Genomic DNA, 23555 nt, shown 5'->3' with positions numbered 1-23555 from the left:
CCTGTTATTCCAGTTACCCCCGTTGGACCTGTTGGGCCTGTTATCCCGGTTACTCCCGTTGGACCTATTGGGCCTGTTATTCCCGTTACTCCCGTTGGGCCTGTCGGACCTGTTGCTCCACTTGCTCCCGTTGGTAGAGTAAATGAGGAAATCGGTGGCAATGTCGGTCCTATTAAACTCGAATCCAGTGAACTAGCAGATAGATTTTTAGAGTTTAATCCTTCCCATTTCTTTTTCCTCTCCATATATCTCACTCCAAATAAAAATCATTTCTCAATTAAGAAAATATTAATTGTACAAAATATGATATATACAAGATGTACTATTCCAAATAAAATATTTTAAATAAAAATATTCCCTTAAATATACAAAATTCTTTTATAAAATTAACTTTTGTAAAAAACAACCAATATATTAAATAATCAATTCTGTTCATATATGGTAAAATATATCCATCGCTGATATGTCCAACTATGTAATTTTCATAGCAGCAAAATTACAACCAGACTTATACAACATGATTCAAAACAAATGAAGGAGTGTTTTAAGTGAAAGGACATATTCGAAAAAGAGGAAATAAATACTGTATCGTTATTGATATCGGTCCTGATCCAGAGACAGGAAAAAGAAGACAGAAGTGGTTTTCTGGATATAAGACAAAAAAAGAAGCACAGGCCGATGTAGCAAAGAAAATTACAGAGTTGAATGAAGGAACTTTTATAGAGCCATCTAAAGTTACGCTAAAAGATTACCTAAATCATTGGCTAGAAATTAAAAGTATGAGTATACAAAAGAGTACCTTTGCTGGCTATAGGGCATTTATCAACCAACATGTTATACCTAGTATAGGAATGGTCGCACTCCATAAATTAAATGTTATGCACATTCAAAAATGCTATAAAACTGCGATAGACAAAGGGATTACAAACAATTCTATTCTGCTTATGCATAGAATTTTAAAGAGTGCTTTAAACCTAGCTGTAAAACAAAATATTATTTCTCGAAATCCAGCAGATTTTGCTGAGATACCTAAAAAAGAAAAAACCCCAATCCAGACTTGGACAGAGGAAGAAGTAAAAAAGTTTTTAGCTCATTCACAAGAATCACGATATCACATTGGGTATCTACTTGCAATAACTACAGGTATGCGTCTAGGAGAAGTTCTAGGTTTACGATGGCAAGACATTGATTTTGAGAAACATACTGTTACAATAAATCAAACATCTGGTCATGACAATAAAATCAAAAAAACTGCAAAAACAAATTCATCAAAACGTACAATTCCTGTACCTAATGAAACAATAGCAGCCTTAAAAAAACATAAAATTTTAATCAATAAAGAGAAATTAAGGTTTGGTTCTGCTTATCTAGATCAAGATTTAATAAATTGTAATGAGTTTGGAAGAATAATAAAAAGAGCACATTTCAGAAAAAGTTTCATTAGGATGACAAACAAAGTAGGTATAAAAGAAATTAAATTCCATGATTTAAGACATACACACGCAACTCTACTATTGAAACAAGGAGTTAACCCTAAAATCATCAGTGAGCGATTAGGTCATACAGATATTTCAATGACATTAAGTGTCTATTCTCATGTTTTACCGAATATGCAGGAAGAAGCAGTTAAAAACTTCGGTAAAAGTATCTTTGGATAACCTATGTTTGCAAAATGTTTGCATTTTATCAAAAAAAGTCAAACAAATGTTGTCATATCAAGGTTTGTTTGACCTATCATCTTATATTCTTGATAAAATCTCCGAATCCCTATTGAAATATTTAATAATGGAGCGTTCTCACCACCGCGGGTTATGCATTCAAATCGATATACATAGGAGAAAAAATCTTGTGTTTTTTCATCTTTTATCGGCCCTGACATCGCCTCACAAATATTTTGTGATCTAAGAGGGGAAAAATAGATTTCTTCTTCATTTGTATTTTCTAAATATATAGGACGCTCACAAAAAATATGTGAGATTAAAGCGGGCACCCACTTAGAATACGTTTCATTATCATGTAGTACTGGCAAATTAGAAATCAAATCGGATTGCCATTCATATTTTGGTGGTTCTACTAATCTATTTGGTTTCCAATCATGAATAATCTCATACCAACTTTGAAAAATATAATCGAGCTGCTCTTGTCTAATAGGTTCTTTCGATACAATCCATGGTGTATTTTCATTTAATACGTACGGGTTATGCTGAATAAACAATATATCCGAAAACATATCATACAATCTTTCATTCAAACGTTTCAACTTACTCGTTAATAAAAATGTCTTATAATGTATCTCTACGATGTCCAGCCATTCAATAGGAAAGTATATAAATGATACCTTTTCATTTAAAAGGGGTTCTACTATATTTTCAAATGTTAGCAGCCTTAATTTTTTCATAAAATGATTCCTTCCTTTCTTCAGTTGTCTTGATTATCAAAAAGCTAGAACAATAGTTACTTAATCTCATCCATTTAAACCAAGTATTTAAAAGAAACGTAAAAACTGTTTATCTACATAAATTATTATCAAACCGACTCTTTTAAAAATTCAAAGTAATTATCATGTATAACACCTCTATTATATTTGAATTTCGATACATTCGAATTATACATTACACTTAATGCATTGTACTTATCATTTACAATATCTTTACAAAAAAACCAAAAAAGAACACATTAATTCGGTGCCCTTTTTACAAATATCAACCTTTATGTAATTGAACATATAGATAACAGTAATCCCCCAAATGAAATTGCTCCTAGTAAACCTACTACAACTCCTGTTAAACAAATACAATCAGCAAGACAAATAGAAGACTGCGATAATGGAACAAATGACCTACTTGTACTCGAACCATATTGTTTTATTTTCTCATAATTCACATCTAACATTAGATGTAAACATGTTACACCATCCCCAATAGTATGTAGAGGTTCTTTTTCTAATCGCTCCAATAATTTACTATCAAAAGCAACTGATAGAGGATACTGCTTATCTAATTTCATATTTTGATAAATTAGTTGCAAACGAGATAATATATTGTTTTTCTTCTTTTCAGATGTTACTGTACATTTCATTTTATTAAATTCATTTAATAACAGTGTCAATTCATCTCTTTTTCCGTATAAATCTTTAGCTATTTTTCTCTTTAGTTTATACGAATGGATAATAGATTTTAGTTCAATCATATTCATACACTTCCTAATTACATATTATTTACCCGATTATTTTATAGATAAACAGTACTTTTTAATCTTATTTAAATTACACTCAAGCATCTTCATTTACTATCGATTAACATTACATTAACCTTACAAAGTTGTAATAAATTCATTAGCTAGAAGAAATCAATCCCTAAACCAGACAGATATTTGATGATAAAACCATAAGAAAAAAGCAATGATTAGATTTTAAATCTAGTCATTGCTTTATCCATCACCTCTTGATTACACCTATATATCTTATTGTTACTCTTTCACTTGAATGATTGAATATATCCATTAATAATGGCTATATTCTTTGTCGGCACGTACATATATAAAACTAATGTTTTTTAATTGATAAGGTGAAACTTTAATTAGCCCTCACCAATTGGGCTTTTATGGGTAGTCCGCCATCTAACTTCTCTTTGCTCCCGCTGAATTTTTTTAGGGTCTTACTGCCCTGCAAATAGCAGGATAAATGCAATCAATATTCATACGTTATAATAGTATCAGTAGTACCACTAAAACCATCAAAACAGTTAGAGCAACCACCACAACCTCCGCAACCAAAACAACCGAAGCAACCAATACAACGGAATCCACCACAACGGAATCCGCCACAACGACCTCCACCACAACCACCACAACGACCACAACCGCCACAGCGACGAGCAGCATCTTCAATATAGTAATATGGATATTGGTTTTGCTGGTCCCAATAGACAATATTTCCAGACCGGTAATCATTAAGACTTAACGCTTGTAGTTCTTGTTGAAACTGATTCATTTTCATAACCTCCGTTTATAAAATACAACCTCATTGATGCTTCCCTATATTTCTGTTCGTTACATCTAAGTAAAAATAGTGCTATAAACTAAGTTCAATACGTACACCAACAAAGTATGACTTATCACTAAATGATGCACCTTGTTCATATACCTATTTTTGCTATGGGCTCATTTTTATAAAGTGAAACTTTAATCAGTGGGGGGGAGTTCATCCCCCGCTGATTATTAGTCCTCACCAATCAGGCTTTTACGAACAGCCCGTTAATGCGGGATAAATAAAAATTAAAAAATATGAATTCTAGCGTCATATCTTCATACCTACTAAATTCAATTAATTTCTCAATAATTATGTTGTCATATCCTATATATTTCCGTCTGCCGCTTAGATTTTTCTGTACTGTAAATGCCTTTCACTATAACACCTCCAAGTAACCGGTTTCTATGACAGATAAGAAATTCCTACAAAGAAAAAAGCCCTTATTAGGGCTTTTCATTCTATTTCTCCAGCAAAACTCTCTATGAAATTCCTAATAGAAAAAAGACACACTTAGATTGATGCGTCTTTTTGTGATGCCTCTTTTGTGAAATCATATAAAGCAATTGCGCCTAAAAGAACAAGTATACCTTGAGGAACATCTAGTAAAATAGTTTTCCAAATTTCTGGAATTACCCATTTAATATCTGCTGCTGTTTCAAGATATGTTTGGAAATAGCTGATTGTGAAATTAATTATCCCTAAAAATACAAACAACGATAAACCAAATCGAATTAATTTCTTATTTGTAAACATATAACACCTCTCAAAATTCATTGGATATTCCTGCTTTTGCTTCTTTATATTTCCATATCTTTATATCTAATTTTAACACATAAAGAACTCAAAAAAATACGATATGCATATTTGCATATCGTATTAACCACACTCCATGATAATTTAGAAATTCCTGCAAAGAAAAAACAACTCCGTTACAGCTAACAGCTCAGGTTTCTTTTCTTATTTAACTTCATACCACCAACATTAACGTTCTTTGATTGTAAAATAAATGTGACAGAAGTTTATCCAGTTAATGCGTAGACAAGTAAATGAGCTAAATTATCGATATTCTATTTCGCCATATCCGTAGCACTAATGACTTTACGCAAATTTGACAAGAAAAAATATATAGATAGGTATGATCCGTACCTATCTATAACATTACTTCTATTCTTTATCCAATTACGTCTTTTACGTCTGTATCCACTGCCCACTTTTCTAATGTATAAGCCATTTCCCAAAATGAATATTCATATTGACTGCTAATAATAAAATGCTGTTTCATACGTTTGCGGTCTGCCTCTGTTACTTTTTCAGCGATAGTATCTAAACGTGTAATTTGTTCTTCAACTAGCGTACGGAACCAATCAGATCCATAAGCAGAAATCCATTCGTTATAAATTGGCTCTTCCGGCTGGCACTCTTTTAAGCGTTCGCCAATTTCATAATACAACCAATAGCAAGGTAAAATTACTGCAATGATATCTCCTAAATGCCCTTCATACGCAGCACGATACATATGTGAAGTATACGCATATGCAGTTGGCGCAGGAATAAAATTATCTTTTTCTTCTTTTGTTATCCCTAGCTTTTTAGCAAAATTCTCATGTAAAGATAACTCGGCCTCATATGTATTTTGAGCATGATGTGCCATACGAGCTGTCGTCTCTAATTCAAGAGCTTTTGCAGCTCCTAAAGTTTGTACTCTAGCAAAATGACTCAAATAATATGAATCTTGAAGCACATAATAGCGAAAACTAGCTAAATCTAATGTTCCTTCACCAAGTTTTTTTACAAAAGGATGGTTAAAACTCGCTTCCCAAATTGAATCTACTTCTTTACGTAATGATTGTGAAAAAGTCATTTAAATCCCTCCAATAATGTATAAAATATAAGTATTTATCCACAATTATTAAAGCTGTAAAATAAAAAAACTTTCTTTACAGGCGTAAAGAAAGTGAAATTGACAGTATTTATTTACTCATTAAATAGCAACGTCTTTCCCACTTCCCTACGCTGGCATTAACCAGATCAGGTACTAAGAGTCTCAAAATCACATTTGATCTCAGCCTATAAAAGGCTCCCCTAGTGGATAAATATTTTGTTTTTATAATGTATTCATCATAGCATACTTCGTGAAACTGTCAAAAGAATTAGTTATATAATCTCCTTAAAACCCTTCTTCATTTCTAACTTTTAATGATGTTTCAATAATTATATCTAATAGTTTGCTATAACTAATTCCCGCTGCTTCTGCACTTTTGGGCAATAGGCTTGATTGTGTCATCCCTGGTAATGTATTAATTTCCATTACATATGGAATTCCGTCCTTCACCATCATATCAACTCTTGCATAAACACTACATTTTAATGCTTTATAACAAGTCAGTGAAGCTTTATTTACACGTTCATTAATTTCTGCTGGAAGTTCGATAACTTCCTCAACTGTACTAGTATCATCATATTTTGCATTGTAATCAAAGAACTCGGCTGCATGTCGAATTGAAACTATAGGTAACTGTTTTCCATCCAGAATAGAACATGTAATTTCATCACCTTTTATATACTTCTCAATTACTACTTCAGAATCCCATTCGAATACAGTTTCTAGCATTGAGATCAATTCATTTTTATTGTAAACGATTTTCACCCCGACACTCGATCCGCCAGAGTTTGGTTTTACCACTAATGGAAATCCTAACTTATCTAACTCATCAAGATTTAGATCCTCCATTTTTGTAAGTTCAATCCAATCTGGTGTTTCTACACCTTCATAACGTAAAATCTTTTTCGAAATATTTTTATCCATACATATACTGCTAGATAACATATTACTTCCGCTATAAGGAATCCCTAAACTCTCCAGTGTTCCTTGAACTGTCCCATCTTCTCCGTATTTTCCGTGTAATGCGAGCAATGCAAAGTCAATGTCTTTCGCTTTTTCAATTAAATCCATTTTTTCGTTTAATGTAATTGGAACTATTTCATACTTATTTTTATCTAAATGAGCAATCATTTCATTCCCCGTCATAATTGAAACTTGTTTTTCAGACGATACCCCGCCCATAATAACACCGATTTTCATTTTCTCAACTCCAAATTTCATTTTTTAATGTATCACCAATTATTTTAATTCCCCGAACTATTTCTTCTTCTTTCAAGCGCGAAAACCCTAATCGGAAAGTGTTTGCTCCTTCTCCATCAGAGTAAAAAACATCTCCAGGTGAAAACGTAACGCCTTTCTCATAACACTTTTGTAAAAGTGTGCGGGCATTCATATGCTCTTCTAGCTCTATAAATAAATGAAGTCCACCATCTCCAGTCATTCTTTTAAAAGGAATGTACTGGTTACATGCCCCGACAGCTAACTCATATTTTTTCTTATAAACAGATCTTGCCTTTTTTAAATATTTTTCAAAATATCCCTCATGTAAATATTGAAACAGAACAGCTTGATCTAGCGTAGATGTGTGAATCGTTCTTGCTCTTTTTACGCTTTCTAAATAATGAATCAGCTCTTTATCTGCAATAATCCAGCCTACACGTAAACCAGGGAAAAGCACCTTTGAAAAGCTACTAATATAAATCACATTATTGCCAGCTCCCGCAAAAGTTAATAATGGAGCTAAATGTGAACCTGAATAACGTAATTCTTCATTAAATCCGTCCTCTATAATAGGAACCTTGTATTTTGAGAATAACCTCATCAATTCCGTTCTTTTCTCTGAACTCGTAACAATACCGGTTGGATTATGATAAGAAGGAATTAAATAAGCAAAATCAAAATCTTTTTCACGCAAACTTTTTTCAACTTCATTCGTATCAATACCATCCTCATGCATATCAATCCCATGAACTTCAAGTCCATGTAAACGGAAAAGCTTAAGTGCAGCATGGTGAGTTGGATTCTCACAAATGACACGACCGGATTTTTTTGATAAAGAAGAGAGTACAATATCCAATCCTTCTGTAAATCCATTTGTAATTAGAATATCTTTATTCGAAATGTCTACACCTTTCATTTCCATGTAATGAAGTAAATAATTCATTAACGGTTTATATCCCTTTGCATATCCGTAGTTCAATACGATGTCCCCTTCAATGGACATACGAGTAAGAAAAGCTCTTTTGAAATTTTCAACATCAAATAGCTTCTCATCCGGGGCTATACTATTAAAAACAATCATTCCCTTTTCCCAACGAACACCATGTTTCATTAAATCTAATTCGTCCGCTAATGCGGTCACTGTATTAAGTTTATTTTTCCAATCTATTTCAACAGACGAAGTGTTAGATATATCCACCTTCGCAACAAAGTTCCCTTTTCCTTTAACTGCATAAATGAGTCCTTCTTGCTCTAAATCTGCATAAGCAGCGAGTACAGTGTTTCTACTCACACTTAGTAATTCACTTAGTTCCCTTGTTGATGGGATTTTTTGATCCCCGAGCAAATGCCCTTTCATAATCATCTTTTTCAAATAGTCTTTTAATTGAATATAAACGGGACGATCTTTAACAACTTTAAAATCCTTAAACAATTCCTTACCCCCTGCAATCATTTTTGCATATTTATTTCATTCTCAAAAGGTCCACGACATATGTATTTTTTATAAAGGGCGGTACGGTCTTACAAATCTTTTCGATATAAGTTAATTACATCTTTTAAAGCTGCAGCTGCTGCGCCTCGTGGATTAGAAGCCCCGCCAATTGTAGTAACTTGCCCCATCGTATCTGTAAAGAACGTAATTCCTTTTTCGGTCCCATTTACTTTTGCTAACGGATGATCTTTTTCTATTTCGCACGGTTCAACATTTAAATTCACATTGCCACCCTCATCCTTATATATTGATGCTATTAATTTAATAATTTTATGTTGTTTCTTAGCATTTTGTATTTGCTGTTTTGTAACGTGCTCGATTCCTTTTATATGTATATCAGTAAGTGTTTTCTCTGTTTCCATTAAGCTGTTAGTCAAAAGTAACAATTTACACGCACTATCTGAACCACTTATATCTAATATAGGGTTTGTCTCAGCAATCCCTTTATTTTGTGCTTCTTTCAGCGCTTCTTCAAATGTCATATCTTCCTCATACATTTTCGTAAGAATATAATTAGTTGTTCCATTTAATATTCCTTCTATTTTATCAATACTGCAACCGGCTAAACTAAATTGTCCAATATCTAGTGTCGGTAGTGCAGCGGCTGTTGCACCGCTATATCGAATTCGTACATTTGCGCCTCTTGCTGCTTCATTTATTTCTCTCCAGTTTGTAACGAGCGCACCTTTAGAAATTGCTACTATATCCATCTGTTTCTCAATCGCTTGTTTCATATATTGTTTCCCTGGATTTCCATCTTTAAGATTTGTAACCGTTGATTCTACCAATACAGTACCACTTATGCTAGTTATTGCACGTTCCTTCGGATGATACTCTAAATATTTTTCAATTGCAGCGGTACCGCCACCATACATCAATAAATGATGAAGAGATAAGCCTTCTTCATTATGTATTGCAATATTTCTCCCTAATACGCCACTTACAACTAATTGAATCCCATATGTTTCATATATATATGAATATTTTTCATTTAATAATTTTATAAACTCTCTGCCTACTGTTCCGTATCCTGATAATACAACTTGAATTTTCATAATATCCCCCCATATTTTTCTACCAAATCCCTCTTTCAATATAATATAAAGCGCTCTCGAATTCCATCGAGAGCGCTTTATTATTACCTATTTCGGTAAACGTGATAGCTTTTCAGCAATTGTTCTATAAAACTCTTGAATGCTAGAAAAACCTAACGAGTCTGAAACACTTAACCCTACCATGTCGAGATGGTCCCAATTCGCTTTCGTTTCGATATGATTCCATTTTCCAACCTGTAATGACTCATTATTATTTACAGCAACATTAGAAGATGGTGCAATCATGGAATTTGTATTTACTACACCATCATTTTGCCACCAAGAAGTATCAACTAACGGACGGTTTTCTTCATATCTCGCATAAGAACCTAAGAAAAACGCATTCCCCATCAACACTTTATTCATCGTTATATGAGGTAAATGTAAACCTGTTATAGGTGCTGCTTGTGATGCATGTCCACTATAGGATAAGTAATACACATCCGGTTGTGTCTTTACCCAATTATTTAACTCCTTTGCACCATCTGTACTTAAATCCCATTGACTTATATCTTTTGTATTTTTCCAAAGTGAACTATTTAGAATACGATTACTATATTGGAAAAAGGACTCTCCAGCATTCTTCTTTATACCCCATTGATCCAATTTGAAATCATATAACGATAAATTATTGTTTCCTCCGAAGCTTGCAGTTGTAATGAGTAAATCTTTAACGAACGGTAGCAGAAGACTCCCATCCGCAAGTGTTGTACCGTTGTGAGGGGTTGCTAATGTTGTAACACTATGAACATATGATTTTCCGCCTTCAAATAGTGGTGATATTTTGGTGTTTGGGTGATTTTTCACATAATTCTTTTCTTCAAAACTGCCTTCTTTTAATAGCTGTACTAATGTTCTAATCGTTTGTCCACCCATGCTATGTCCAACTAAATGAACTTTATTTGTTTCAGTCCAATTCGGTGCAAAACCACTATAAGTTCTGCCAAAACGATTATGTCCATGTTTCTCAGCATGTACGGCACCATAGTCTACTGTCCCACCGTTAATTTGTGCATACAATTCACATGCACGATCCCAGTTACTAGAAACAGGTCCAACAGCAGCGGTATGTACCGTATAACCATTTCGTTTCAAATCTTCCTGTATATCATGAACACCACCCCAATATTTTACGCCCAGCATTTCTTCCCTACCCCATCCAGCAAATCCATTCACCAATATGATAGGATAATTATTTTGTTGCCTTTCTTCAGCGTATGATATTTTCGCTGCGAATGAACATACGGTCACTAATGCGAAAAAACATATTTTTAAAAATAACTTCCCCATACTTTCTCCCCCTAATAAAACGTTTACATTTTTCTTTTCGAAAAATTAACAGAATAATTTAACAACTTAAACATAATGTAAAGTATTTTATATACGTTGTATATATAGAAAACATATACAAATGTTGATAAATATTAATTCAAGTGAACATTTACTTTTTACAATATAACTTGTAAATCTATTTATTTAGATTTATAATTAGATATAGTTTCCTCATGTTAAAAAGATTTAAAAACCATAAGAAAACTAATCTCATTGCTTCAAAAAGGAGGAAAAAACATGCAAATCGGATCAAATATTCATACATTATCTCAACCTACTAAAATAACTCCATCTACTCTTGAGCATAATACTATCTCTTCTACTAAACTTGAAAGTAAGAAAGTAAATGATCCTATCAAGTTTGATATTCGTTCATCTGAAAAAGAAATGAAACAGCCTGAGCATAAATTTAATGAATTAGATTTATGGAAGATGTTAAAGGATAAAGGTGTTCCTTTATGGATCATCCTTGAAATGCTACAAAAGGCTCGTAAAGAAAAAGAAGCCCAAAATAATTCAGTTCAAAATTCAAATGCGATTGAGGAAACAAACGAGACTCGATTAAATGAAGTAATGTAAAGCATAATAATTGATTTGTCTATAAACTAAAAAGAGTTCGAAGCTGATAAACTTTCTATCAACCTCGAACTCTTTTTTAAGACTTTTCTCCGATCGTTACAAACTGAACTGATACTTTCTCTTTAAAACCTTCAATTAGCTTTCTTACTTTTACTTTTTCATTAATTAATGTATTATCTGTCGACATTTTAGGTTTTTCATCACCTAACGACTTTTTTAAATGTAGAAGTTGCATATTCGTTTCATTCGCTTTTATTTCTTTATACACACTATTTTTCGCCACAATGATATACCATAGTGCTCCATAGTCACGTTTATTGCCAAGCCAAGCATCACTATCATATGCAACTGGTATCTCTTTTCCTTCTATTTTAATACTTTTAATATTCTTTTCTTCTTCATTTATATATAGTAGTGAGCTTTCTTTTGGAAAATTAGGTAACGTATCTACCAGTTTGGAAAGGGCTCCTTGGTCACGTTTACGAAAAATCTTTGCTTTAATCATCGCTTGTGCAGTAGATTCATTTAATATTAATACCTTTCCTTTTTCAAATTCCCCTGTTTTCACTGGGAAAATTTCATGTTCTTTCGTATTTTCCTTATAACGATTCATAATTGCTCCAGTATGATTCTCATCTCCAATGATTAATACACCGTTAGCTGGAAATAATTCTTCACTTTTAGCACATGCACTTAAACTAATTAAAATTAATATACATAATATGAAAATTGATAATGTTTTTTTCATTACAATTCCTTTCATAACTCATATTGTTTTTTTACATGCTTTTCTGCAATGTTACTTGCTGATGTTCTCTACTGTTCCATAGTTTTATAAAGCTTTTGTAGGTAACGCCAACGAGTGATAAAGAAGTATAAAACTTGTATACATATAAATGAAATTAAAATGGCGATAGAGCTATTTATGATAGAAAAGTCGACTAATTGTTGTAATGCCATATAAGCGACTACAGTATGAATCACTGCAACGACAATTGGTAAAAAGAACATTAATAATAACTGCCTCGTTACAACCTTTTTCAACTCACCTTTACTTAATCCCATTTTCGAAATCATTTTATATTGCTGTTGATCGCGATCTAAATCTGTATATAATCGGAAATAAATAAAACTAGCGGCGAATGTAAAGAAGACGATTCCGACTAAAATACTTACCATAAGTAATAAACCATTCTTTTGCTTTGCTTCCAACAAGTTTAATGTTAAAGCTTCAAAGTAGAAATCTCTGTCCCTAAGATCTTTATCAAATATACTCTTTAATTGATTGGAAATCTCTTTCGTTTTTATCCAATCATCTACAACAAATCCGTAAGTACGATATGAAATTTCTTCATTAACTGGGTCACTAGTAAGAGGCATTCCATCATATACTTGATCTTGAACAGCGATATAAATAGTTCTAGAATCATGTGGTAAAACTAAATTTTCTACAGCTTTTTTCACATGAAATGTCTTTGTCCAATCACCTTGAATGACTTCTATATCCTTTTTATACTCGCCATTTTTAAATTCTTGTTTTTGTGATACAACTCCAGGGATTAATAAAATTTCATCTTCTTTTTCAATGGTTTCTTGTTGATAGCCTAGTGCTTTAGCAAGATCGTTGTATTCACTTAACTTCATTACATTTACGCTATTTTCTGTGTATATATATGAAGATGAAGCCATTCGATACGGAATATTAGCATCAGAAAGGTGTTTTTTTATAATAGAAAGATTTTTATTCAATACTTTGTCATTTTCCAAACTTCCATACAAAAATGTATACGGATTTGTCATCCTTACCAAATCCCTATTTCCAATTGCGGCTGTTGTACCAATTGCTGTAAATGCAACTGCTGAAACAATAGATACTATAAAAAACATCGTTGCATTATCTTTCATACGGTAAATTAATTCTGAAAATGTTAATATATTTGTTCTCTTTAAAAAGAAAGATTCTCTCCTTTTAGCAAGGTGCAATATATAAACGCTACACTGAGTATATAAAAAGTACGTTCCTATAATTACTAGAAGCACACCTATTCCAAGCGTAATAAAATTGGTACTTGGTATAAAGCGAAATACTGAAAAATATCCATACCCTATACTAATTAAAGAAAGTATCGATAATAAAACTGAAGATTTCGGTTCAGGTTTTGGCTTTTCCTCTGCTCGAATAAGTTCCACAAGTTCCGTTACTTTTATCATTTTAAATGTAAATAATGAAACAATTAAAAACAAGAAAAGAAATGTAATAACTGTTAATAATACAGCTCGGACTGGTATATAAAAAGGTAAACCATTATTAATCATTAATACACTTGCACTTATCAATAAGACTAGTTTAGAAAATATGAGTCCAATGAAAATCCCTATACAAATTGAACCCAGTCCAATCAACATATTTTCAATTAATAATAATTTCTTAAGCTGTCTCATTGACATACCTTGCATCATTAAAATGCCAAATTCTTTCTTACGCGTCTTTAAAAACGAACTAACTGAATATAAAATAAAGAAAAATGAAAATACAAAAATCAATCCTTGCGAAACTGAAAATCCCAATGTACCAAATGCACTTATTGTTGCACTTGTCGATTTCAACTCACCTTGTAAATCAGGATGAAATAATAAAAGAGCATACGTAAAGAAAATCATAATAGAAAATGCACTACTTAAAAAATGGGCAGCATATGTACGCTTATTGCGAAAAATATTATTAAATGCGAACTGACGAAAAGTCATGCCTTTTTCCTCCTAACAAAGAAAGGACATCCATAATCTTTTGATAAAAAGTTTGCCTACTTTCACCACAATAAATTTCGTTATATAGTTGACCATCTTTAATAAAGATTACTCGGCTGCAAAAGCTCGCTGCATACGGATCATGTGTAACTAACATCATCGTTGCTTTTTCTTCTTTATTTAGAGTATCAAGCATCTCCATTACATCATTTGAAGATTTAGAGTCCAAGTTCCCTGTTGGTTCATCTGCAAGTAATAATTGCGGCTTATGAACGATCGCACGAGCGATTGCTGTTCTTTGAGCTTGTCCCCCTGATATTTCAAACGTTCTTTTACTCAATATATCAGTAATGTTTAACTTCTTTGCAATCTCTTCTACTCGTTTATTCATTTCTTGGACGGAAACACCATCTAAAGTCATCGGCAATACGATGTTTTCTTTTACAGTAAGTGTGCTAAGAAGATTAAATGATTGAAATACAAATCCTAATTGTTTTCTGCGGAATAACGCTAATTCTTCTGATGATAATTGAAAAGGATTTGTACCATTAATAAATATTTCTCCCGATGATGGTGAATCAATAGTAGATACCATATTTAATAACGTTGTTTTCCCACTACCTGACGGGCCCATAATTCCTACAAATTCACCTTCTTGAATTGATAAATCAATATCTACTAATGCTTTATAAGGTACTTTCCCTTTATATACTTTACTAATACTATTTGCCTGCAAAATTTCCATTTATATTCTCCCTTCATTTCCACTGCTCACTATAGAGTGTAAATGAATTGTCTTACAGCTCATATTGATTCACCTTTCATTTATCTTACACGCTTGTAAGATTTCTAAAAAAACTGATAACAAACCTATTTTCAAATCTATAAACAAAGCATATCTATCTTATAATATTTGCATATTGGTTAGAATTACAATGCTATTTTCTAATCTTTATTTTATTAATAAGAAAAGACCGATTTTTTTATCGGTCTTTTTACTTTCAAATATTATATTTTAACTATTGTATGTAGTTGAAGCATATTTGAGTTACCCATTAAATACTATTTCACTTTATAATAACCTCTGCAAAAAAATGAGTGCTTCGGTTTCATTGCAATCAAAAACGAATTGTAAATATCTGAGGCGGAAATGAATGCGTTTATCCAACATATAAATAATAAAATTGATTTAATATTTCCTGATACAAAGAACGATATCATGGCAGGAACTACTGATAATACAATTATAGGCAAGCTCATAAAGACCCAAAATCTCGTTTTGGGTAAGACTGCATTTGTATTTAACCAAAAAAATCTTTTACTAAATGTTAAGCTAATATCCCCTTTTTTACTTATTACTAAAATGTGTAGACATTCGTGAATGATGAAGACTAACATACCTATTATGATAAGATAAAATATATTAATATGAGTGAAACCTGTTTCAAAAAAATAAGGTATTATAAAAATGATTATCTGAAGTAAATATACAAACTTCATATAATGTTTTCGGTACCAAATATTCTGTATAAAAGGAGTCCATTCTGAAAAATCCATACTTATTTGTGGCAAGTGACGAAACCAAATTATAATATGTGTTCCCCTCCCTCATTTAAACTAATTCCTGGCTTATAGATTTAATCTACCTACTAGCACTCAACCGTAAGTTTTATATGTAGCTCTTTAATAGACTTACCAGCAATTTTTGTTGACTAAGACTAAATGCTTCTTTATACCGCCCACTTTTCCCTTCCATTTTTTAAGTAATTGATTTGTAGAATGATTTGAGTAAGAAATTTGTATTATCATTGATACATAAATTCGACAAAATATTCCAATCACCTTTTCATAAATGATTTTCAACTGGATATCCCATGTACAGCTTGATTTCCCTATTTTGTTGAAAAGCAATTCCTTCAAGAAGTCATTACAATTGTACCTTTCTTATGTCAGCAGGTATAAAGTGAAACTTTAATCAGTGGGGGTTTTACTGCCCGGTAATGCGGGATAAAATGAATATAAAAAAGCTTAGAGTTTTAGCTCTAAGCTTTTTTATGATTTCGTTTTAATTCCTTTTACAGAGAAATATTTTTTATCCATTCAGATTTACTCAATACATAATGATTATATAGTTGATTTTCTATCTTCTGTTCACTCAAATAAGTAAACCCGCATTTTTAATAACTTTATTTGATGGTGCATTGTTAATTAAAGCAATTGCGTTGAGGACATTTAAATTTGTTTCTTTAAACAAATAGTCAATTAAACCTTTAGTCGCTTTTGTAGCATAGCCATGATTTTGATGTTCATTTGAGATAGCATACATTATCTCTCTGTTTGGTGAAGGGAGTTCTTCTTTCATGCCTGTGCAGCACCATCCAATGCATTCATTTGTAGCTTTCTTAAATATTCCTAGCTTTAACATACGATTATCTATGTTATTCGTAGTTTTCACTGCCTCAAGAAATACTTGGTTTGCTGGTATTTCATAATTTGCAATCCAATCCATCCTTTGTTCTTTTGTTGATTTCCAGTCTGGTAAAAACTTTTCTATTTCCGGTTGATTTGCTATTTTATAAATACTCTCTGCATCTTTGACCATAAACTCTTGCAAGTATATATCTCCACAATCTATTCTAAATAACTTAGTCAAACTCTCTTCTCCCATATTAATCCCCCTTACTTACGTTATAGCGCCTTAATCTGCTTCGTAAGTTCTATAAATCGTTCATCAAGTTCTTTATATTCTTTGTCGTTAGAAGTTAAAAAGCTTAATTTTCCTAATACTTCTTGTCTCTCTGTTTCTAACTTTAAACGTAGCTCTTCAATATCATCTCTTGTTTTAGTAGGTTCTTCTAGCTGCTTTTGTATCGTATTGTTTGAAAACACGAGTTTTGTGTTAGTTGTTTTCTCCAGAAAATATCGATCGTGAGATACAATTACTAATGTTCCGTTATACTCAGCTAATGTATTTTCAAGTTGTTCACGTGAAGGTAGATCCAAGTGATTCGTCGGTTCGTCTAAAATGAGTACATCTTTTTCATCTAAAATATAAGCCATTAGCTTACATTTTACTCTTTCTCCCATACTCATATGCTCAATCGGCTCTTTCCATTGAGACGCTTGGAATCCTAAATGTTTCATTAAATTTTGGACTTTTCCTCTTTCTTCAAACGTCTCTTTAAAAAATAAATTTTCCGGTGTTCTATCAAGCGGTAAATCAAAAACTTCTTGTGTTAAATAGCCTATGTTTGCAGATGGTGAAATCCATATTTCTCCTTCAGCAGTTTCCGTTCCCATAATCATCTTCAGTAATGTTGTTTTTCCACTACCGTTTGGTCCAACAATCGCAACTTTCTCACCGTGCTGAATTGTAAAATTAACGTTTTCAAATAATGCTTTCCCATGAAAGTCTTTTTTTAATTGCTTCACTTCTAAAAAGCGTTTTCCTACTTTTTTGTTCGCTTGAATAGAAAACTCAACTGAATATTCTTCTTTCACACGTTCTACTTTCGTTTTCTCCAGCTCTTTTTCGAGTCGTTTTCGTTTTGACTTCACTTGTGCATCCATTCGCTTCGCTTTTACACGATAGAATTCTTTCACACCTTCTTGTTTTGTAGACTGCGCGTGTGCCTTTTGTGACCATGAACTCAATTCTTTTATATGTGTTTCTACTTGTTCTATCTTTTTTTGCTGCTTTTCATATTCACGCTGCTGCGACTTCCTTCTTTGCTCACGCACTTTCATGTAGCTCGTATAATTACCACTATGCTCAATTAATTTTTTGTCCTCAATTGACCATATTTTTGTTGCGACAACATCTAAAAAATATCGGTCATGCGATACAACAATAACAGTACCTTTCATCTTTTTTATTTGTTTAATGAGAAATCCCGTACTGATCTCATCTAAATGATTTGTCGGTTCGTCTAATATTAAGACATTAGGATTTTCGGCAAATCCTTTTGCTAATCGAATTTTCAGCTTTTCACCACCACTTAAAGTATGAAAATCGTTCGTTGGCACGCCCCATTTCGCAAGAAGTTCTGCTTCTTGCGAAATCACATCATTACTAATAAAAGATTCTATTTCTTGCTCAACATATGCGGTTGTCATATTCATTTGCTGCCATTCAACAATCCCTTTTGAAGGCTCAATCTTTCCATTTATTAATTGAAGTAACGTTGATTTACCAGCACCATTTTTACCAATTAATCCGATAACATCCCCTTGTTTCACTGCTACATTCATTTTTTCTAACAAAGTATTTTCCATTATTTCAACGTAAACATCATTTAATTTTAAAATTTCTTTCATATTACCGATCCCTTTCATTAAGGGAGAACAAAAAAATCCTCCCAAAGTAATTTTGGCAGGATTAGTCGTTACATTATTTATACCCAAATAAGCTATTACGCAAATCAAATAGCAATACCGTTGTTTGGAATTGGGCAGACTAATCCTAATTTTTATAAATTGAAATTTATTTCATTTCAACATTTAAAAATAAGATTAGTTAATCATCGTCCACCCATCATTCCTTTCCGTCATTAATAACCATATTGTACCATACTAGTACTGTATGAGTAAATGCAATTATTTGTGCTGTTAAAAAGATTGCTTTCTTTTAGGCTTATTTATCATTTCTTAGCTTCATATTGAACAAGCACAAATTACATTGATTGTAATACGTCCTTTAGATTTCCCCAGTAGTAAACTTCTAAGCACTCTCTCTTATATAAATTTTATATAAAAACAAAATGTTATTCGTTACCCAATAACCACTTATTGTTTTTCGATAAATTTTTATTGATTATTCCCTTGTGATAAGCTATTATATCTTTACAGAAAATAATAATGTAAGGATTGAATTTATGGACAGGACATTAAAAATCACAAAGTTAAATATGTTTTTAAGGATTTTTCTCATCCCGATTATAGTAGGGATTATTGTTGGTATACTAACTAAATTGGGGCAAAGTATACTTCCTGGACACTGGAATTCATTAGCTAATCTAGGAAGCGTTTGGTTAGTTCCATCCTTTTTTGTGGCTAGCTTTAGTTATTCTAAGCGTTCAGCTATACTTTCTGGTATCCTTGCACTACTCGGTATGGTATTAGGCTACTATGGTTATGCAATAGTTATTAAAAATGTAGCTCACTCTATTTATTTTATATCTGTATGGATTGTATGTGCATGTATAGGAGGAACTATCTTTGGAATTGCAGGTTTTCTATGGAAAGATACTACAAATCCACTTCATAAATTCGGAAGCGCACTTTTAAGTGGAGTTTTTGTAACGGATGGACTTCACATTCTTTTAAATTTTGAACACTATAGTCACATGTTACCTGTTGGATATACCGAAGTCATAGTCGGGATTATCTTGATTCTTGTATTAGAACGCTCTAATGCTAATCGAATTTCTTCTTTCTTAATGATGGTTCCTATTACTATTTTAGGATTAATTGGATATAAATTATTAAGTTTGTTTGTTTAATTACAATACTGTATCATGAAAAAATAAAAGACTAATTCTATTATAATCCACAAAAAATATCACGAATTTGAACATTATACTTATTCATGTTAATACACTTATTCAAAGGATGGATACATAAAGCTACCTCTTTCAAAGGGATAGCTTTTTTCTTACAAAATCTATTTATCAATTTATTATTAAATCCTTCTAATTTAACAACCGTATTTATTAACGTGTCATTATACATACTAAGATGACCTTTTACTATTTCATATAATTGCTATAAAATAAGGCTAAAAAACCTATCTCCAAAGTTTTTTAGCCTAGATCACTTATCTACACATTAAAAAATTTAATTCGTACAACTGTACCTTTACTAACCTCTGAATTGATTTCTACACTATGTCCTAATTGTTTCGTAATTTCATATACAAGATATAGTCCCATCCCTGTTGATTCTTTAAAATCTCTACCATTTTCTCCTGTAAAGAAAGGTTTAAAGACTCTTGGTAAATCTTGCTTTGGTATTCCTACACCATTATCGATAATTTCAAGCACAACTGTATTACCTTCCTTACAAGCTTTCACTTTAATCTTTTCTCTACTACCTGATGAATACTTAATCGCATTCGATAGTATTTGTCCGATTAAAAATTGTAACCATTTCACATCACTTTCTACAGTAATATCCTTATCAATTTCAAGCTCTGGATATACAAAATTCCGGATAAAGAATCGTTTATGTTCATGTACCGAATCATTCACTATTTTATGTAGTTGTACCCTTTCTACATAAAAGTCTTGTGTAAACGCTTCTAAACGTGCGACATACAGAGCCATTTCTAATCCCTTTTTTAATCGATCAGTTTCCTCATTTATACTTTCAAAACGTGAATCTACTTCATCCTGTGTAATTAATTCTATTACAGATAAAGGTGTTTTCATTTGATGGATCCACTGATTCATAAAGGTTAAATGGTCATTATTTTTTCTCTCTTGCATTTGCAGCTGATTTTGATAATGTCTATATTGCACCTCAAGTAATTCTTGAAGAGCAGCCGATACAGCTGCAAAATCAGATTTTTGAACAGATTCATCCAAAGATTGCATGGGGTTTGCTAAGCGCTCATAAAAAGAACGATGTGTAAAATAACGAAACATTAAATAACTCCCCATAAAGAAAACACCTAGAAACATTGCATATAACGCCGTTGTAATATGATTATGCCCATCAAACCAATATACGAGAAATATAGCTAGTAGTTGAATTATGGTAAAGCAAATAAGTGGTATATGATCACGTATAAACAACCTTATCATTTTTCTATACCATTATCCCAAGTAATATGAAATCTATATCCAACACTACGAATTGTTTCAATCGCACCTTCTATATGCAACATTTGTAACTTTTTACGCACACGTGTTGTATTTACACTTAATGTATTATCATCAACATAAGATTCACTATCCCATAATTTATTAAGTAACACTTCTCTACTCACAACACGCGGATAATTTTTCATTAATGTCTCTAATAAAATAGCTTCGTTTCTCGTTATATCAATCTCGTCATTTCTAAGTTTCAATACAAGTCTTTCAGGATATAAACAAAGGCCATGTTGCTCAATCATTCGCTCTTCTAGTTTCGGTGCATAATCTCCATATGCACGTCTTAAATGACTACGAATTTTCGCCACTACAACTTCATAATGAAAAGGCTTCGGAATAAAATCATCGCCACCGTTTTCTAACGCCATAACTTGATCCATCGTGCCTTCACGGGCCGAAATGAATAGTATCGGACATGTTGAAACTCCGCGAATTTGACGACACCAAAAGTACCCATCAAAACTCGGTAAATTAATATCTAATAAAACTAACTCTGGTTGTTCTTCTAAAAAAATGTTTAATACATTTTGAAAGTCCGATACAATAACTCCTTGATAACCATATTTCGCAACATGTGTCGATAATAGTTCTGCAATTTTCATATCGTCTTCTACAATCATAATTTTGACCATTATTGAACTCCTTTTTAATCCGCAATCTCAAATATACTTATATAGAATAAATACTACCTCTTTTCACAAAATCCGTAAATTAAAAAAGGATGCTTTTATACAAAAGTATCCTTTTTCGTCCCTTATCTATTTAATATGAAATTTACTAAAAATAAATCCTAGTTTCTCCACATAATCCATTCCTAGTTCCATACGCGCTGTTTTCAGCGGATCCACAACTTGGCAAACTTTTAAATTACCTGCTGCCGATAATAAAAGCGTTGCATCAGCTTTAGACATTGCTAATTCTTCATGTAAAAATGTCACCATATTACGTACAGCACGATTTGCTGCATCATCTAACAATTTCTCTGAAGCAATCGTCATCATTTTTTCTTTTTGAATAGCCATTGGTAATGGCCATTGTTTTCCTTTTATAATTTGAACTGTTACCGTTACCTCACCAGCAACCTCTACACCACTAACACCAATTTCACCATCACCCATTGCTGCGTGTAAATCACCTAATGCTAATAGTGCTCCTGGGACATTAACTGGTAGTAGTAATATTGTTCCTTCTTTAATTTCTTTACAGTCCATATTCCCGCCGTGATCATGCGGTGTGCCACATGAAATGCTCTCTTCTTTCGGTGCAGTACCAATTACCCCAATCATTGGATTAATCGGGATTTGTAGTTCACTTGAAAACAAAACATATTCATTATGTATTGGGACAATTTTCACTGTATTTTCATTTAACTCATCACTCATTACACCAAGGTTTGCACCTGTAGTTAAAACGCCCTGCTCTGCAATTTCAATTTTTTCAATCGTTACGACTAATATATCGCCAGGTTCTGCTCCTTTAACATATACAGGTCCAGTCGCTGGATTAATTCGGTTCCAATCTAATTCTTGAAACACAACATCTTCAGAATTGATTTGATTTTCAAAGCAATCATATGTTTCAAATACAAGACTGCTCCCAATTTCTACTTCCATACACGGCTTATTTTCTGGTGACATTGAGTAAATGATATGGTCTTTATGAATTCGATACATAATACCTCTCCCTTTTATATTTATCTACTATTACTAATTAGCTTTTTTTATACAAGCTCCTCATAAAATTAAATGTTATTTTTATGTAAAAAAGCACGCAGATTGTTTTATAACATACACTCTTTACTATAACAGAAAGGTGGTATCACTATGCCCCTTATTCCATACAACGAAAGTGATGTTGATTTACTAGCTCGATTAATTCGCGCTGAAGCTGAAGGCGAAGGTCGCCAAGGTGAGGAGTTAGTTGGATGCGTTGTAGTAAACCGTGTATTTTGTGATTGCTTAGATTTTAAACAACTCCGTACCGTGCGAGACGCTGTATATCAAAGCCCCGGCGGATTTGAAGCAGTACAATATGGATATTTTTATCAACGCGCTCGTGAATCAGAAAAAGAAATCGCACGAAAAGTTTTACAAGGTCAATGGCGCTGGCCTGCACGATGGGCTCTTTGGTATTTCCGTCCAGTTGGAGCTTGTCCACCTGAATGGTATAATCAGCCATTTGTAGGACAGTTTAAAAGCCATTGTTTTTATGAACCAAGTGGTGATGAATGTCCGAAAATGTATTCACGATAGTAAAATTTGCAACGCAAGTACTTAGAAATTTTGGTACTTGCGTTGCTTTT

22 protein-coding genes, 2 pseudogenes and 1 riboswitch are annotated in these 23555 nt (G+C 32.5%); of the genes and pseudogenes, 4 read left to right on the top strand and 20 right to left on the bottom strand.

From position 1 onward, the window contains the following. A partial coding sequence (locus BUA87_RS31635) for an exosporium leader peptide-containing protein (RefSeq protein ID WP_141552418.1) occupies positions 1-245 on the bottom strand: 245 nt, incomplete at its 3' end. A gap of 303 nt (positions 246-548) precedes the next feature. Between BUA87_RS31635 and BUA87_RS04365 the strand changes: the two genes are divergently transcribed. After that, positions 549-1658 (top strand): site-specific integrase, encoded by a 1110-nt coding sequence (locus tag BUA87_RS04365; protein ID WP_000675860.1) that lies wholly within the window; start codon positions 549-551, stop codon positions 1656-1658. A gap of 38 nt (positions 1659-1696) precedes the next feature. On the opposite strand, the gene BUA87_RS04360 is transcribed toward BUA87_RS04365, so the two are convergent. The 10 genes and pseudogenes from BUA87_RS04360 to BUA87_RS04320 all read right to left on the bottom strand — a co-directional run bounded on the left by BUA87_RS04360 (position 1697) and on the right by BUA87_RS04320 (position 11009). Continuing rightward, a complete protein-coding gene (locus tag BUA87_RS04360; protein WP_000736205.1) occupies positions 1697-2398 on the bottom strand; it encodes a pPIWI_RE module domain-containing protein in 702 nt (233 codons plus the stop codon). Positions 2399-2709: 311 nt separating this feature from the next. Further along, positions 2710-3195 (bottom strand): homoserine dehydrogenase, encoded by a 486-nt coding sequence (locus tag BUA87_RS04355; RefSeq protein WP_071714876.1) that lies wholly within the window; start codon positions 3193-3195, stop codon positions 2710-2712. Between the two features lie 209 nt (positions 3196-3404). Then, positions 3405-3539: pseudogene (locus BUA87_RS30815) on the bottom strand (site-specific integrase); the annotation flags it as partial. Between the two features lie 149 nt (positions 3540-3688). Beyond that, complete coding sequence (locus BUA87_RS04350) at positions 3689-3991, bottom strand: heterocycloanthracin/sonorensin family bacteriocin (RefSeq protein WP_072938516.1); 303 nt, start codon at positions 3989-3991, stop codon at positions 3689-3691. A 549-nt stretch (positions 3992-4540) separates the two neighbouring features. Further along, positions 4541-4804: a DUF3937 domain-containing protein gene (locus tag BUA87_RS04345; RefSeq protein WP_002082716.1), complete on the bottom strand. Its 264-nt coding sequence runs from the start codon at positions 4802-4804 to the stop codon at positions 4541-4543. A gap of 397 nt (positions 4805-5201) precedes the next feature. Next, positions 5202-5891, bottom strand: coding sequence for a thiaminase II (gene tenA / locus BUA87_RS04340; protein WP_000144516.1), 690 nt, complete (start codon positions 5889-5891; stop codon positions 5202-5204). A gap of 127 nt (positions 5892-6018) precedes the next feature. Then, positions 6019-6124, bottom strand: a riboswitch (TPP riboswitch). A gap of 73 nt (positions 6125-6197) precedes the next feature. Next, positions 6198-7112, bottom strand: coding sequence for a D-alanine--D-alanine ligase (locus BUA87_RS04335; RefSeq protein ID WP_002094034.1), 915 nt, complete (start codon positions 7110-7112; stop codon positions 6198-6200). 4 nt (positions 7113-7116) lie between these two features. Continuing rightward, positions 7117-8565: a MocR-like pyridoxine biosynthesis transcription factor PdxR gene (locus BUA87_RS04330; protein WP_000471607.1), complete on the bottom strand. Its 1449-nt coding sequence runs from the start codon at positions 8563-8565 to the stop codon at positions 7117-7119. Between the two features lie 89 nt (positions 8566-8654). After that, complete coding sequence (locus BUA87_RS04325) at positions 8655-9680, bottom strand: homoserine dehydrogenase (protein ID WP_000701769.1); 1026 nt, start codon at positions 9678-9680, stop codon at positions 8655-8657. A gap of 87 nt (positions 9681-9767) precedes the next feature. Beyond that, entirely contained in the window at positions 9768-11009 is a 1242-nt protein-coding gene (locus tag BUA87_RS04320) for an esterase/lipase family protein (protein ID WP_000517062.1), read from the bottom strand. A gap of 279 nt (positions 11010-11288) precedes the next feature. Between BUA87_RS04320 and BUA87_RS04315 the strand changes: the two genes are divergently transcribed. Continuing rightward, on the top strand, positions 11289-11630 hold the full coding sequence (locus BUA87_RS04315) for a DUF3914 domain-containing protein (protein ID WP_001165517.1): 342 nt from the start codon (positions 11289-11291) through the stop codon (positions 11628-11630). Positions 11631-11706: 76 nt separating this feature from the next. On the opposite strand, the gene BUA87_RS04310 is transcribed toward BUA87_RS04315, so the two are convergent. The 6 genes and pseudogenes from BUA87_RS04310 to abc-f all read right to left on the bottom strand — a co-directional run bounded on the left by BUA87_RS04310 (position 11707) and on the right by abc-f (position 18695). Continuing rightward, on the bottom strand, positions 11707-12378 hold the full coding sequence (locus BUA87_RS04310; RefSeq protein WP_002094033.1) for a lipoprotein BA_5634 family protein: 672 nt from the start codon (positions 12376-12378) through the stop codon (positions 11707-11709). A gap of 68 nt (positions 12379-12446) precedes the next feature. Beyond that, on the bottom strand, positions 12447-14378 hold the full coding sequence (locus tag BUA87_RS04305; protein WP_000144151.1) for an ABC transporter permease: 1932 nt from the start codon (positions 14376-14378) through the stop codon (positions 12447-12449). Further along, positions 14353-15123, bottom strand: coding sequence for an ABC transporter ATP-binding protein (locus tag BUA87_RS04300; protein ID WP_000404441.1), 771 nt, complete (start codon positions 15121-15123; stop codon positions 14353-14355). The genes BUA87_RS04305 and BUA87_RS04300 overlap by 26 nt, the downstream gene beginning before the upstream one ends. A 317-nt stretch (positions 15124-15440) precedes the next feature. Further along, positions 15441-15935, bottom strand: a complete 495-nt coding sequence (locus tag BUA87_RS04295) for a DUF3267 domain-containing protein (protein ID WP_072939482.1) — start codon at positions 15933-15935, stop codon at positions 15441-15443. Between the two features lie 518 nt (positions 15936-16453). Beyond that, a pseudogene (locus tag BUA87_RS04290) lies at positions 16454-17046 on the bottom strand (GNAT family N-acetyltransferase). A gap of 20 nt (positions 17047-17066) precedes the next feature. Further along, entirely contained in the window at positions 17067-18695 is a 1629-nt protein-coding gene (gene abc-f, locus BUA87_RS04285) for a ribosomal protection-like ABC-F family protein (RefSeq protein ID WP_002152855.1), read from the bottom strand. Positions 18696-19252: 557 nt separating this feature from the next. Here abc-f and BUA87_RS04280 point away from each other — a divergent pair. Beyond that, a complete protein-coding gene (locus tag BUA87_RS04280; RefSeq protein WP_000376270.1) occupies positions 19253-19879 on the top strand; it encodes a DUF6518 family protein in 627 nt (208 codons plus the stop codon). A 318-nt stretch (positions 19880-20197) separates the two neighbouring features. Here BUA87_RS04280 and BUA87_RS04270 read toward each other — a convergent pair whose 3' ends face one another. The 3 genes from BUA87_RS04270 to BUA87_RS04260 all read right to left on the bottom strand — a co-directional run bounded on the left by BUA87_RS04270 (position 20198) and on the right by BUA87_RS04260 (position 22926). After that, positions 20198-21181 (bottom strand): sensor histidine kinase, encoded by a 984-nt coding sequence (locus BUA87_RS04270; RefSeq protein ID WP_002094028.1) that lies wholly within the window; start codon positions 21179-21181, stop codon positions 20198-20200. Then, entirely contained in the window at positions 21178-21885 is a 708-nt protein-coding gene (locus BUA87_RS04265; protein ID WP_000238993.1) for a response regulator transcription factor, read from the bottom strand. The genes BUA87_RS04270 and BUA87_RS04265 overlap by 4 nt, the downstream gene beginning before the upstream one ends. A 126-nt stretch (positions 21886-22011) precedes the next feature. After that, positions 22012-22926 carry an acetamidase/formamidase family protein gene (locus BUA87_RS04260; RefSeq protein ID WP_000285672.1) on the bottom strand — a complete coding sequence of 305 codons (915 nt, stop codon included), beginning with the start codon at positions 22924-22926 and terminating at the stop codon, positions 22012-22014. A gap of 150 nt (positions 22927-23076) precedes the next feature. Here BUA87_RS04260 and BUA87_RS04255 point away from each other — a divergent pair, with 150 nt between their 5' ends. After that, positions 23077-23505 carry a cell wall hydrolase gene (locus BUA87_RS04255; protein WP_001128402.1) on the top strand — a complete coding sequence of 143 codons (429 nt, stop codon included), beginning with the start codon at positions 23077-23079 and terminating at the stop codon, positions 23503-23505. Positions 23506-23555: the final 50 nt, after the last annotated feature.

Origin of the sequence: Bacillus sp. bc15 (assembly GCF_900142585.1) — a bacterium.
GTDB lineage: Bacteria > Bacillota > Bacilli > Bacillales > Bacillaceae_G > Bacillus_A > Bacillus_A cereus.
This window is presented reverse-complemented; position numbering and strand designations above follow the sequence as displayed.

Coding starts and splice junctions, on each gene's coding strand:
- abc-f (WP_002152855.1), bottom strand. CDS start 18,695: ATGAAAGAAATTTTAAAATTAAATGATGTTTACGTTGAAATAATGGAA.
- BUA87_RS04350 (WP_072938516.1), bottom strand. CDS start 3,991: ATGAATCAGTTTCAACAAGAACTACAAGCGTTAAGTCTTAATGATTAC.
- BUA87_RS04255 (WP_001128402.1), top strand. CDS start 23,077: ATGCCCCTTATTCCATACAACGAAAGTGATGTTGATTTACTAGCTCGA.
- tenA (WP_000144516.1), bottom strand. CDS start 5,891: ATGACTTTTTCACAATCATTACGTAAAGAAGTAGATTCAATTTGGGAA.
- BUA87_RS04295 (WP_072939482.1), bottom strand. CDS start 15,935: ATGGATTTTTCAGAATGGACTCCTTTTATACAGAATATTTGGTACCGA.
- BUA87_RS04260 (WP_000285672.1), bottom strand. CDS start 22,926: ATGTATCGAATTCATAAAGACCATATCATTTACTCAATGTCACCAGAA.
- BUA87_RS04315 (WP_001165517.1), top strand. CDS start 11,289: ATGCAAATCGGATCAAATATTCATACATTATCTCAACCTACTAAAATA.
- BUA87_RS04320 (WP_000517062.1), bottom strand. CDS start 11,009: ATGGGGAAGTTATTTTTAAAAATATGTTTTTTCGCATTAGTGACCGTA.
- BUA87_RS04345 (WP_002082716.1), bottom strand. CDS start 4,804: ATGAATTTTGAGAGGTGTTATATGTTTACAAATAAGAAATTAATTCGA.
- BUA87_RS04355 (WP_071714876.1), bottom strand. CDS start 3,195: ATGAATATGATTGAACTAAAATCTATTATCCATTCGTATAAACTAAAG.
- BUA87_RS04280 (WP_000376270.1), top strand. CDS start 19,253: ATGGACAGGACATTAAAAATCACAAAGTTAAATATGTTTTTAAGGATT.
- BUA87_RS04300 (WP_000404441.1), bottom strand. CDS start 15,123: ATGGAAATTTTGCAGGCAAATAGTATTAGTAAAGTATATAAAGGGAAA.
- BUA87_RS04265 (WP_000238993.1), bottom strand. CDS start 21,885: ATGGTCAAAATTATGATTGTAGAAGACGATATGAAAATTGCAGAACTA.
- BUA87_RS04360 (WP_000736205.1), bottom strand. CDS start 2,398: ATGAAAAAATTAAGGCTGCTAACATTTGAAAATATAGTAGAACCCCTT.
- BUA87_RS04325 (WP_000701769.1), bottom strand. CDS start 9,680: ATGAAAATTCAAGTTGTATTATCAGGATACGGAACAGTAGGCAGAGAG.
- BUA87_RS04335 (WP_002094034.1), bottom strand. CDS start 7,112: ATGAAAATCGGTGTTATTATGGGCGGGGTATCGTCTGAAAAACAAGTT.
- BUA87_RS04270 (WP_002094028.1), bottom strand. CDS start 21,181: ATGATAAGGTTGTTTATACGTGATCATATACCACTTATTTGCTTTACC.
- BUA87_RS04310 (WP_002094033.1), bottom strand. CDS start 12,378: ATGAAAAAAACATTATCAATTTTCATATTATGTATATTAATTTTAATT.
- BUA87_RS04305 (WP_000144151.1), bottom strand. CDS start 14,378: ATGACTTTTCGTCAGTTCGCATTTAATAATATTTTTCGCAATAAGCGT.